The organism is Pseudomonas sp. GW821-FHT11D10, from assembly GCF_058808435.1.
On the sequence record NZ_JBXARR010000011.1, the window covers coordinates 122639 to 134723 of the forward strand.

A 12085-nucleotide genomic window follows, 5' to 3' on the forward strand; every position below is an offset into this window, starting at 1 on the left:
TATCTATCCAGGGTTAAAAATTGCGCAAGTGATGTTTATTTGAGCAATCTTCGCAATCATCTGTCGCAGCCTCCGGCCTATTCTTATCACCAGAATCACTGCTCGGTAACACAGTCCACGCGGCCCGCCCAATCCGGCCTGCCGCGGCCGCCACCCCCACCGGGGTTGTGCCGGCCCCCGAGCTGCACACTGTCCAGAAGACGGCGTGAGGTGAGCCGACGTCAAAAGCGTCGAGCCAGGACGAAGTTCTCTAGAAGGGAGGCCGACGGGTCTCCCTTTTTTCTTGCCCGCGATTTGGCCATCTCGCTCAATAAATAAATGACGTGACTGATAACCTGTAGCAGAACCCGGTGTGCCCATCCCCGGTCTTAGCTACACGCCCTCTTAATTTCAGGCTCTAGTCCGCAGTGAGGAATTTCATGAAGTCGCGCATCTGGCGTCTGGCCAGTGTTGGTTTGCTGTGTGTGAGTGTCGGTGCGCAAGCGCTGGCGGATGAGCCGCAGAATCGCGGCCCCGACGGCGGCGGACGCGGGCCGGAGCACCAGGGCAACAATCAGGGCCATGGCGGTGGCAATCAGCAGCGCGGCCAAAACAATCCGCAGCGGCAGAACAACGACATCATCCGTGGCGACAACAGCCGCCAGTTCGAGCACAACGGCCAGCAGAACCGCGGCCAGCAGAACAATGGCCAATGGCAGAACCAGAACCAGCCACGTCCGGCGTACAACCCCAACCCGGTACGCCAGCCGCCACCGCCGCCGCAACTGCCGGCTAACGATCTGCCGATCCAGCCGCGCCCCGACACCGTGCGCCAGACCCAGGAACCGCGTCAGGGTTACTACCGTGACGAGCGTCCGCAGAACGGCTATCACCAGAACTGGCAGACCGGCAACCGTCCCAACGACAACCGCTGGCCGGGGCGTCCGGACGGGCATGGCAACGGCTGGGGCCCTGGCCCGCAATACCGGCCGGGCCATGTGATCGACCGTTTCCCGGATCGTGATTACCGTGTGCCGTATCGCGGCCAGGACTATTTCTACTCCGGCGGCTACTGGTATCGCCCGCAAGGCCCGCGCTACATCGTGGTTCAGCCGCCGCGCGGGATTCGCATCCAGTACCTGCCGGATTACGCTCGGGAAGTGTGGATCGGCGGTTCGCTGCTGTTCCTCGCCGCCGGTTCGTACTACGCCTATCAGGAAGCGACGCAGGATTACGTGGTGGTCGAGCCGCCAGTGCAGCAGCCACCGCAGCCGACCGGCAATGGTTATGACGTGGAAGCGTATCCGGCCAACGGTCAGTCACCGGAGCAGGTTCAGCGCGACGGGTACGAGTGCTATCAGTACGCGGTGCAGCAGAGCGGCTTCAATCCGCGCACCGCGACCTACCAGCCGGCGCCTGAAGTGGTGCAGGCCTACCGCCAGGCTCAGGGCAATTGCCTGAGCAGTCGCGGTTATCAGGTCAACTACTGAGCCCGAGCGGCTTTGACCACTTCCTGCGGGTCGGCGTGCACCAGCACTTCGGCCCGTGGGTAGGCTTTGTGAATGGCATCTGCTGCCTGATCGCTGATGCCATGGGCGACTGACAGCGTCAGCTCCCCCGGCAACTCCAGGTGCAACTGCACGAACCAGTGATTGCCGGAAATCCGTGTGCGCAAATCATGCGCGCCCAACACGCCTGGCACGCCGCACGCCAGTTCGAGCATGTGCTGACTGACATCCGTTGGCAGCTCTTCATCCATCAGCACCGAAAAACTTTCCCGTGCGATCTGGATCGCGCTCCACAGAATGTACGCCGCGATCCCCAGGCCGAACCACGCGTCCAGTTGATCGAAGCCGAACCCGGCCAACACCAGCGCAATCAGAATGCTGCCGTTGAGCAACAGGTCCGAACGGTAATGCAGCGAATCCGCCCGCACCGCGTTGGAACCGGTCTGCTTGATCACCCGATGCTGCAGCATCAACAGCGCCGCCGTCAGCAACAGGGAAAACACGATCACCCCGATGCTCAGCCATGGCGCGCCGAGCGGCTCCGGATTGTTCAAACGCTCATAGGCCTGAAACGCGATCAGCACCGCACTGCCGCCAATGAACAGCGCCTGCGCCATACCCGCCAGGGATTCGGCCTTGCCATGGCCATAACGGTGATCGTCATCCGCCGGGCGCAGCGCGTAATGCACCGCCAGCAGATTGAGCAACGAAGTGACGCCATCGAGGGCCGAGTCGGTGAGGCCGGCGAGCATGCTCACCGAACCGCTCAGCCACCAGGCGATGGCTTTGGCGATGATCAGCGTACAGGCCACCGCCACCGAGGCGCGGGTCGCCAGCCGCAGCAGGCGGGCGTGGTCGGTGCTTGTGGTCATGGGTGCGTCAATTCCTTATGCGGCAGGTTGCAGGCCGAACATCGCCAGTTGCTGGGTGCTGCCCTTGTGCTGGATCAGGCGCGGGTCGTCCAGCGGCAGATTGCGGCCCAGCTCGGTTTCGAGAATAGCCTGCAACTTGAGATTATCGACCTGACCGTCCGGGCCGATGGCTTGCTTGAGCTTGGCCGGATCGACCTGCGCCGTGTGGCCCGGTTCGAAGTAGATCGCGCCGGTGGCGAAGTCCACAGCAAACGCGATCAGGCCGGGCACGATGTAGAACAGCAGGCCCACGGCATCGAGCACGGCAATCGCCGGGTCGATCTTGCCGTCGATCTGGCCGCGCCGGTCGGGATAGAAAATCGAACCGCACGCGGTGATCTGGGTGAGCAGGGTGGCAACCAGTACACCGCCGATCAGGCGAAAAGGTAAGCGCATGGGAATCTCCTGAGTCATCTGTTAACGAAGCGTCATCGTGTGAAGTTAAGACCCTGACGAACGCCTGGCAGTTCGCCGTTATACTCGCCGCTCTGTTTTGGAGCCAGTATGAATTCGTTGCCGATCGATGAAGTTTTACCTGCCCTGCGTGAAGCGTTGGCGACACGCCACGAAGCCGTGCTCGAAGCACCGCCCGGCGCCGGTAAAACCACCCGCGTACCCTTGGCCCTGCTCAATGAAGCGTGGCTGAACGGGCAGACCATTCTCATGCTCGAACCCCGTCGGCTGGCCGCGCGTGCAGCGGCGGAACGGCTGGCGAGCGAACTGGGCGAGAAGGTCGGTGAAACCGTCGGTTATCGCATTCGCCTCGACAGCAAGGTCGGCCCCAACACCCGCATCGAAGTGGTCACCGAAGGCATCCTCACCCGGCGTTTACAGGACGACCCGGCGCTGGAAGGCGTGGGTCTGCTGATCTTCGACGAATTCCATGAACGCAGTCTCGACGCCGATCTGGCGCTGGCGCTCAGTCTGAACGGTCGCGAGCTGTTTCGAACTGAACAACCGCTGAAGATTCTGCTGATGTCCGCCACTCTTGAAGGCGAGCGTCTGGCCGGGTTGCTCGACGACGCGCCGATCCTGCGCAGCGAAGGCCGGATGTTCCCGGTGACGATGCGCTGGGGCCGGCCGTTCCAGCCCGGCGAATACATCGATCAACGCGTCACGCAAACGGTGCTCGAAGCCCTGCACGATGAAACCGGCAGCCTGCTGGTGTTCCTGCCGGGGCAGGCGGAAATCCGGCGTGTCCATCAACAACTGGCGGACGCCATCGGTGAGCGCAGCGACGTGTTGCTCTGCCCGCTGCACGGCGAACTCGACCTGAATGCCCAGCGTGCCGCCATCGACCCGGCTCCGGCCGGCCAGCGCAAAGTGGTGCTGGCCACCAACATCGCCGAGACCAGCCTGACCATCAACGGCGTGCGCGTGGTGATTGACGCCGGACTGGCGCGAGTGCCGCGTTTCGACCCGGGCAGCGGCATGACTCGCCTCGACACTCAACGTATCTCCAAAGCCAGTGCCACCCAGCGTGCAGGCCGGGCAGGACGTCTGGAACCGGGCGTGTGTTATCGCCTGTGGTCGCAGGATCAGCACGAACAACTGGCGGCTTATGGCAGTGCAGAAATCCTCTCGGCGGATCTGGCTGGCCTGGCTTTGCAACTCGGTCGCTGGGGCGTGGCGCCGAGTGATCTGATCTGGCTGGACGTGCCGCCGGCCGCCGCTTATGCACAGGCTCAGGATCTGTTGCAGCGCCTCGGTGCGCTGGACGGTGAAACCCTCAATCGCCACGGTCAAGCCATGGCCGAATTGCCGGCGCACCCGCGGATCGCTCATTTGCTTTTGCGCGGTCAGGCACTGGGTCTGGCGAACATGGCGTGTGATGTCGCAGCGTTGCTCGGTGAGCGCGACATTTTGCGCGGCGCCGGGGCGGATCTGCACAGTCGTCTGGTGCTGCTGTCCGGCGAAGAACGCGCGGCGCGCGGTGCCCAGGGCGGGGTGCAGCGCGCCCGGCAACTGGCGCGGCAATATCGTGGTTACCTGCGCGGCAAGGCGAGCGAGCCGGTCAGCGATCCAGATCACCCGCGCTGGCTCGGCGCTCTGCTGGCGCTGGCCTACCCGGATCGCGTCGCCCAGCAGCGGCGTGCCGGTGGAGCCGAATATCGATTGGCCAACGGCCGTGCGGCGCTGTTCGCCGAAGCCGACAGCCTGATGAAGGAACCGTGGATCGTGATCGCCGACCTCGGCAGCCGCCAAGGTCAGCGCGAAGAGCGGATTTATCTGGCGGCGGATTTCGATCCGGCGCTGTTCGACTCAGTGCTGGCCGAACAGGTGCACAACGTCGATCAACTGGACTGGGACGAACGCGAAGGCGTGTTGCGCGCCGAGCGCCAACGCAAGGTCGGCGAACTGATCCTCAGCCGCGAACCACTGACCGGCCTCGACGAAAACGCTCGCAGCCAAGCGCTGGTCAATCTGGTGCGACGCAAAGGTCTGGAGCTGCTGCCGTGGACACCAGAGCTGCGCCAGTGGCAGGCGCGAGTCGCGTTATTGCGCCAGCTCGATCTGGACGCCAAGGGCGACAGCCAATGGCCGGATGTCAGCGACGCTACACTGCTGAAAACCCTCGAAGACTGGCTGATGCCTTATCTGAGCAAAGTTTCGCGCCTCAGCCATTTCGCCAACCTCGACCTGTCGAGCATCGTGCGCAATCTGCTGCCATGGCCACTGCCGCAACAGCTCGACGAACAGGCACCGCATCACCTGAGCGTGCCGTCAGGCTCGTCGATTCGCCTCGACTACAGCGAGCAACCACCGATTCTCGCCGTGCGTTTGCAGGAGTTGTTCGGCCTCGCCGACACACCGCGCATTGCCGGTGGCCGGCAAGTGGTCAAACTGCACCTGCTGTCGCCTGCGCGGCGCCCGGTGCAGGTCACGCAGGATCTGGCCAACTTTTGGCGCAGCACTTATGCGGAAGTGAAGAAGGATCTGAAGGGGCGCTATCCGAAGCATTATTGGCCGGATGATCCGCTGGTGGCTGAAGCCACCGCTCGGGCAAAACCGCGGGGTACGTGACAGAAAGCATTCAGGCAAGGCTTCCATCTTTCTCGATTATGCGTAATTATTTTGATATTCATAAATTATGTATTTTGACATAAAGGCTCATAATGACTCCGGAAACCAAGGACTCGCTGCTCTTCCCTCGCACCCATCTGGCTGAGGGAATCCTGGTCACTTTCGAGTCACGTCTGCAAAACGCCGCGACGATATTCGCGCCTCGGCGCAAGGGAAAAACCACCTTTCTGATCAACGACCTGATACCGATTGCCAAGGAACACGGCTTTATTGTTGCAACAGCAGACCTGTGGTTTGACAAGGCGCATCCCGAGCGGGTGATCGCGGGTGCGTTGTATGAGGCCATCCACGGTGCAGGTTTTTTGCGACGCAACTGGCTGAAGCTCATGCGACCGGGTTCTCTGGTCCAGTCGGTGGAGGCCGGTGCCAGTACCGACGGCGTAACAGTGAAGGCCGAGCTGGCGAGGGAGGGCGGACTGAACCTGATCGAGCTCTTCGAGCGTTTCCGGATACTCGGTAACGGCAAGGCGCTGCTGATCATCGATGAGGTCCAGCATCTGGCGAGCCGCAAGGAGTTCGAAGACTTGACTGCTACGCTCCGTTCGCTACTGCAGCACGCGCACGGTGAAGTCTTTGCAGTGTTTACAGGGTCCTCCCAGGATGGCCTGCATCGAATGTTTCGTCGTACCAAAGCACCGTTCTATCAGTTCAGCCACGAGATCCAGTTTCCTAATCTTGGCCTGGAATTTGTCCAGCATCTGGGTCAGCGCTTCCAGGAAATCACCGGCAGGGAGTGGGAGGTAAACGCCGCTTTCGAGCGTTTTGCTGCTCGGGGATACATGCCCAAGTACATTCGCGACGTATTCCTGCTGTGTCTCACTGAGGGACTCAGCGTGCGAGACGCAGACCATCGAGCCTGGAGCACCATGACGGACGAAGGCAATTTCGAGAACCTGATCCTGGAGATGGCACCTCTGGATTTCACCGTACTTATCGGTCTGGTGAGGGGGCTTCCCATTTTTTCTACCGAAGGACGCGAGTGGATTGGCAGCGAGATGCCCGGTGGCCACGTGCCCAGCGCGGCGACGGTTCAGACTGCCTTGAAGCGCCTGCAACGCCGCGACCTGGTCGGCAACCTTGGGCATGGTGAGTGGGCGATTGAAGACATAGCCATGGAAGGTTACTTGCGTCGGAATTTCGTTGAAATAGATCCTCAGCTCGGCACGGAAAACGATCAATAGGTTTTTTGGGGATTGGCTTCGGCTTTCCGGCGAAAGCCTGAGATTTATAAATCTGGGCATCAAAAGATCGCAGCCTGCGATCTTTTGATTTTCAGCGGCTGGCCTTGGCGGTCAGCTGCTCCCGGCAATAATCGGCAAACAACTGCGCCGGTTTGGTCAGTTGCCCGCGTTTAAGCCACGCGGCCACCAGGCCTGAGCCGGTGACGTCTTCGACGATGTCCACGCACACGACTTTCTTGCCGTCATAGGTGCATTCCGAGTGCGGGCGGGTGACCAGGATAGAGAAGCCGAAACCCTGGCCGACCATGCCGCGCACCATCTCGATCGACGGCGAGCTGAACTCGATGCGTGGCGACAGGCCGAGTTCTTCGAACAGGCTGACGAAGTAGGTGCGGCTCGGTTGTACGTCGAGCAGGATCATCGGTTCCAGGCACAAGTCCCGCAGCGAAACCTGCTTGAGCTGGGCGAAGCGGTGATCTGCCGGCAGCAGGGCGTAAGGTCGTTGGGCTGGCATCAGCGGTTCGGTTTCGATGGTGGCGTCGAGGTCGTGCTTGTACAGGATTGCCAGATCGAACGTGCCCGAGGTCAGGCCTTGTACCAGTTCCTGTTGTTCGCCGTCGCGGATGCGGATCTTCACTCCCGGATACAGCGCCGAGAAGCCGGCAATCAGTTGCGGCAGGTACAGCGGAGCGACCGTTTCAAAACAGCCGATATCGATCTGCCCGGCCACCACGTCGTTGTCGGCGAGGGCGTTCTGTTCGAACTCCTTGGCCATGCGCAGCAGTTCCTGAGCCTTGCGGAAGAACCGCGCGCCGCTCGGTGTCAGGGACACGCCCTGAGCGTGATGGCGGATCAGCAGTTGCACGCCGAAGCTGTCTTCCAGCCCCTTGATTGCCGTGGAAATCGCCGGTTGCGCGATGTACAGCTTGCGCGACGCTTCGGCGACGCTGCCGCATTCGACGGTGGTGATGAAGTATTTCAACTGACGCAGATTGTAAGCGGCCACGGTGAACCTCAAAGCGAACGGATTCCACATCCAAGCAATTTGTAAGCCGCCGGCCTCCGTTCTGTCGGCGGTTTTTTTGTCCCTGAACAATAGCCCCATACGCGCGCGAAGGGGCCATCGGCTGGTTACCTTTTTTATTGTCTGCGAAGACATTTTTACTGGTTTTAGCCCGCACGGGCCTGAGCGACTATCACTGCGCACTGTTCTCAAAAGAATAAAAGTCCAAGGAGCAACCACCGTGTTCGAGCTTGCAGACTGGCAGCGCAAGGCCGCTGAATTGAGCTATCCGTATCAGGCCGTGATCGACGGCAAACTGCGTGCGGCGCAGTCGGGGCAGACCTTTGCCGCGATCAACCCGGCCACCGGCCAGTTGCTGGCAAACGTTGCCGCGTGCGGTGAAGAAGACGTCGATGCGGCGGTGAAAAATGCGCGGCAGGTGTTCGAGGCCGGCACCTGGGCCGGGCGTTCACCGACCGAGCGCAAGCAAGTGCTGCTGCGGCTGGCGGATCTGATTCTGGCCAATCGCGAAGAGCTGGCACTGCTCGATTCGCTGAACATGGGCAAACCGGTGATGGACGCTTACAACGTCGACGTACCGGGCGCCGCCGGGGTGTTTCGCTGGTACGCCGAAAGCCTCGACAAACTCTACGATCAGATCGCACCAAGCGCATCGAACGTACTGGCGACCATCACCCGCGAAGCGCTGGGCGTGGTCGCCGCCGTGGTGCCTTGGAACTTCCCGCTAGACATGGCCGCGTGGAAACTCGCCCCGGCGCTGGCGGCGGGCAACTCGGTGATCCTCAAACCCGCCGAGCAATCACCATTCTCCGCATTGCGTCTGGCCGAGCTGGCGCTGGAAGCCGGGCTGCCGGCTGGCGTGCTTAACGTGTTGCCGGGGCTTGGCGAACAGGCCGGCAAAGCCCTGGGCCTGCACCCGGATGTCGATTGTCTGGTGTTCACCGGCTCGACCCAGGTCGGCAAATATTTCATGCAGTACTCCGCGCAGTCGAACCTCAAGCAGGTGTGGCTGGAGTGCGGCGGCAAGAGCGCCAACCTGGTGTTCGCCGACTGCAAGGATCTGGATCTGGCGGCGCAGAAAGCCGCGTTCGGGATCTTCTTCAATCAGGGCGAAGTCTGCTCGGCCAACTCGCGGTTGCTGGTGGAACGCTCGATTCATGACGAGTTCGTCGAGCGGCTGAAGGCTCAGGCCGAGTGCTGGCAGCCGGGCGATCCGCTGGACCCGGCGAGTGCGGCGGGGGCGATTGTCGACACCCGTCAGACCGAAAGCATTCTGCGCTTCATCCACCAGGCCGAACGCGAAGGCGCGACCCGCGTCTGCGGCGGGCGACAGCTGAGTTTCAACGGCTCGGACAACTTCATTCAGCCAACGATTTTCACCGACGTGCAGCCGCACATGACCCTGTTTCGCGAAGAAGTGTTCGGTCCGGTGCTGGCGGTGATTCCGTTCGATGACGAGGCCCACGCCTTGCAACTGGCCAACGACAGCGTCTACGGTCTGGCGGCGTCGCTGTGGACCGACGATCTGCACCGCGCGCACCGGGTGGCGCGGCAATTGCGAGCCGGTACGGTGTCGGTCAACAGCGTCGATGCGCTGGACGTGACCGTGCCGTTCGGTGGTGGCAAGCAATCCGGTTTCGGCCGCGATCTGTCGCTGCACTCGTTCGACAAATACACCCAGTTGAAAACCACCTGGTTTCAACTGCGCTCATGACAGCCGCTCACAACAAGAAAGGAGATCCGGCGATGACCACCTCACGTGAAACCCGCGACTACCAGGCCGCCGATGCAGCGCACCACATTCATGCGTTCGTCGACCAGAAGGCCCTCAACGACGAAGGCCCACGGGTGATGGTGCGCGGTGACCGCCTGCATCTATGGGACAACGACGGTCGGCGTTACCTCGATGGCATGTCCGGGCTGTGGTGCACCAACCTCGGTTACGGGCGCAAGGACCTGAACGCCGCGGCGAGCCGGCAACTGGAGCAGCTGCCGTACTACAACATGTTTTTCCACACCACCCACCCGCAGGTGATCGAGCTCTCCGAGCTGCTGTTCAGCCTGCTGCCGGGGCACTACAGCCACGCGATCTACACCAACTCCGGCTCCGAGGCCAACGAGGTGCTGATCCGTACCGTGCGCCGTTACTGGCAGGTGCTGGGCAAGCCCGAGAAGAAAATCATGATCGGCCGCTGGAACGGTTACCACGGTTCGACTCTCGCCGCGACGGCCCTCGGCGGCATGAAGTTCATGCACGAAATGGGCGGGATGATTCCCGACATCGCGCACATCGACGAGCCGTACTTCTTCGCCCACGAAGGCAACCTGACCCCGGCAGAATTCGGCCTGCGTGCGGCGCAGCAACTGGAAGCGAAGATCCTCGAACTGGGCGCCGACAAGGTCGCAGGTTTCATCGCCGAGCCGTTCCAGGGTGCGGGCGGGATGATCTTCCCGCCGGAAAGCTACTGGCTGGAAATCCAGCGCATCTGCCGTAAGTACGACGTGCTGTTGTGCGCTGATGAAGTGATTGGCGGCTTTGGTCGCACCGGCGAATGGTTCGCTCACGAATACTTCGGTTTCGAGCCGGACACCCTGTCCATCGCCAAGGGCCTGACCTCCGGATATATCCCGATGGGTGGCCTGATCCTGTCGAAGAACATGGCCGATGTGCTGGTGGAGCAGGGCGGTGTGTTCGCTCACGGCCTGACCTATTCCGGGCACCCGGTGGCGGCAGCGGTGGCGATTGCCAACCTCAAGGCCTTGCGCGATGAAGGCGTGGTGACGCGGGTCAAGGATGACATCGGCCCGTACCTGCAACAGTGCCTGCGCGAGGTGTTCGGTAATCACCCGTTGGTGGGCGATATTCAGGGCACGGGCATGGTCGCGGCGTTGCAACTGGCCGAAGACAAGGCCACGCGCAAGCGCTTCGCCAATGAAAACGACATCGCCTGGCGCTGCCGCACGATCGGTTTTGAAGAGGGGGTGATCATTCGCTCGACACTGGGGCGGATGATCATGGCGCCGGCGTTGATTGCCAGCCGTGAGGAAATTGACGAGTTGGTGGGCAAGACCCTGAAAGCGCTGGATCGTACGGCGCAGGAATACGGCCGGCTCTGATCTGAAACCTGTGTGAACCGCTAACAATCGCAGCCTTCGGCTGCGATTTTTTTTGGCTTTGCACCCACCTCGGGCACCCCCGCCCGACGCGCCCTTTCGCGGTGCGCACTACCCAGTTTTTTCATCGTTCGCGTCTAACTATTTCCTCGTTTTCCTGACGCCGAGCCTGGGTCAACATCGATTTCGCCAGCCAAGGCATTGCCCCGCCAGAGTCCAGCAGAGACCGCAGCGTGCAATCGCGACACCACGGCTGGCCGTACTGCCCATGACAACTAAATCAACAGCGTTGGGAGTGCTCCATGAACAAGTCCTTGTTTACCCGTCTTGCATGTCCTCTGGCGATTTCCGCCCTTTCAGTCACCGCCGCTCAGGCCGGCACCTTGTCGATCGGCCATACCACGTGGGTCGGTTACGGCACCCTCTATCTGGCTCAGGATCTGGGCTACTTCAAGGAAAACGGCTTGACCGTCGAATTGCCGGTGGTCGAAGAGGCGTCGATGTACATGGCCGCCCAGGCGTCGGGGCAATTGTCCGGCTCGGCCTCGACCATCGACGAAGTGCTCAAGTACCGCCCGCAGTTCTGCTTCAAGGCGGTGGCCGCGCTGGATGACAGCCATGGCGGCGACGGTGTGCTGGTCGGCAAAAACGTGAAGAGCCTGCAAGAACTCAAGGGCCAGGCCGTGGCCGTCAACGAAGGGTCGACCTCGCAGTTCTGGCTGTCGTACCTGCTGAAAAAGAACGGCATGAGCATGAGCGACATCACCGTGCAGAACATGACCGCCGACGATGCCGCCACCGCGTTCATCGCCGGTCGTGTGCCGGCCGCCGTGACCTGGGAGCCGCATCTGTCGATGGTGCGCGACAAGCAGCAGGGCAAGGTGCTGATCGACAGCAGCAGTACGCCGGGGGTGATCGTCGATGTGGTGGCGCTTAATTGCTCGGTGATCGAGAAGCAGCCGGAAGACGTCAAGGCGTTGGTCGCCGGCCTCTACAAAGCCGTGCAGTTCACCAAGGACCATCCACAGAAAGCCTACGAAATCATGGCCAAGGGCGTCGGCGGTTACCTGTCCGATCCGAAGGAACTGGCCGCCGCCGCGCAAGGCGTGCGCTTCTACGATCAGGCCATGAGCGAAAAACTCCTCGGCTCGCCGGGCAAGCCAGGTGACAGCGCACCGCTGATCAAACTGGCCAACGAAACCGCCAGCGAATTGCAGGGCAAGCCCTACAACGTCAGCAATGACGATCTGGTGGATAACCGTTTCGTCAGCCCGCTCTAGGAGA

Annotated in this window: 9 protein-coding genes; 6 read left to right on the plus strand and 3 right to left on the minus strand. The window is 61.6% G+C overall.

Going from position 1 to position 12085, the window contains the following annotated elements; genetic code table 11:
- Positions 1–419 precede the first annotated feature (419 nt).
- Positions 420–1469 carry a DUF6515 family protein gene (locus AC1RT4_RS26390; RefSeq protein ID WP_493088966.1) on the plus strand — a complete coding sequence of 350 codons (1050 nt, stop codon included), beginning with the start codon at positions 420–422 and terminating at the stop codon, positions 1467–1469.
- On the opposite strand, the gene AC1RT4_RS26395 is transcribed toward AC1RT4_RS26390, so the two are convergent.
- Positions 1463–2359 carry a cation diffusion facilitator family transporter gene (locus AC1RT4_RS26395; protein ID WP_493088968.1) on the minus strand — a complete coding sequence of 299 codons (897 nt, stop codon included), beginning with the start codon at positions 2357–2359 and terminating at the stop codon, positions 1463–1465. The genes AC1RT4_RS26390 and AC1RT4_RS26395 overlap by 7 nt on opposite strands.
- A 15-nt stretch (positions 2360–2374) precedes the next feature.
- Positions 2375–2794 (minus strand): hypothetical protein, encoded by a 420-nt coding sequence (locus AC1RT4_RS26400; protein ID WP_007958714.1) that lies wholly within the window; start codon positions 2792–2794, stop codon positions 2375–2377.
- Positions 2795–2902: 108 nt separating this feature from the next.
- On the opposite strand from AC1RT4_RS26400, the gene hrpB reads away from it, so the two are divergent.
- Together hrpB and AC1RT4_RS26410 are read left to right on the plus strand one after the other, a co-directional pair.
- Positions 2903–5422 carry an ATP-dependent helicase HrpB gene (gene hrpB / locus AC1RT4_RS26405; protein WP_493088971.1) on the plus strand — a complete coding sequence of 840 codons (2520 nt, stop codon included), beginning with the start codon at positions 2903–2905 and terminating at the stop codon, positions 5420–5422.
- Between the two features lie 92 nt (positions 5423–5514).
- Complete coding sequence (locus tag AC1RT4_RS26410; RefSeq protein ID WP_493088973.1) at positions 5515–6663, plus strand: ATP-binding protein; 1149 nt, start codon at positions 5515–5517, stop codon at positions 6661–6663.
- Positions 6664–6754: 91 nt separating this feature from the next.
- Here the strand turns inward: AC1RT4_RS26410 and AC1RT4_RS26415 are convergent, their stop codons facing one another.
- Positions 6755–7669, minus strand: a complete 915-nt coding sequence (locus tag AC1RT4_RS26415; protein ID WP_007958716.1) for a LysR family transcriptional regulator — start codon at positions 7667–7669, stop codon at positions 6755–6757.
- A gap of 238 nt (positions 7670–7907) precedes the next feature.
- On the opposite strand from AC1RT4_RS26415, the gene AC1RT4_RS26420 reads away from it, so the two are divergent.
- From AC1RT4_RS26420 to AC1RT4_RS26430, 3 genes are all read left to right on the plus strand, one after another.
- Positions 7908–9401, plus strand: coding sequence for an aldehyde dehydrogenase (locus AC1RT4_RS26420; protein ID WP_493088975.1), 1494 nt, complete (start codon positions 7908–7910; stop codon positions 9399–9401).
- A gap of 32 nt (positions 9402–9433) precedes the next feature.
- Positions 9434–10804: an aspartate aminotransferase family protein gene (locus tag AC1RT4_RS26425; RefSeq protein WP_493088977.1), complete on the plus strand. Its 1371-nt coding sequence runs from the start codon at positions 9434–9436 to the stop codon at positions 10802–10804.
- A 299-nt stretch (positions 10805–11103) separates the two neighbouring features.
- Positions 11104–12081, plus strand: a complete 978-nt coding sequence (locus AC1RT4_RS26430) for an ABC transporter substrate-binding protein (RefSeq protein WP_493088979.1) — start codon at positions 11104–11106, stop codon at positions 12079–12081.
- Positions 12082–12085: the final 4 nt, after the last annotated feature.

Bases quoted from the DNA above. Each gene is read 5' to 3' on its own strand.
- AC1RT4_RS26390 (WP_493088966.1), top strand. From the start codon at position 420: ATGAAGTCGCGCATCTGGCGTCTGGCCAGTGTTGGTTTGCTGTGTGTG.
- AC1RT4_RS26395 (WP_493088968.1), bottom strand. From the start codon at position 2,359: ATGACCACAAGCACCGACCACGCCCGCCTGCTGCGGCTGGCGACCCGC.
- AC1RT4_RS26400 (WP_007958714.1), bottom strand. From the start codon at position 2,794: ATGCGCTTACCTTTTCGCCTGATCGGCGGTGTACTGGTTGCCACCCTG.
- hrpB (WP_493088971.1), top strand. From the start codon at position 2,903: ATGAATTCGTTGCCGATCGATGAAGTTTTACCTGCCCTGCGTGAAGCG.
- AC1RT4_RS26410 (WP_493088973.1), top strand. From the start codon at position 5,515: ATGACTCCGGAAACCAAGGACTCGCTGCTCTTCCCTCGCACCCATCTG.
- AC1RT4_RS26425 (WP_493088977.1), top strand. From the start codon at position 9,434: ATGACCACCTCACGTGAAACCCGCGACTACCAGGCCGCCGATGCAGCG.
- AC1RT4_RS26430 (WP_493088979.1), top strand. From the start codon at position 11,104: ATGAACAAGTCCTTGTTTACCCGTCTTGCATGTCCTCTGGCGATTTCC.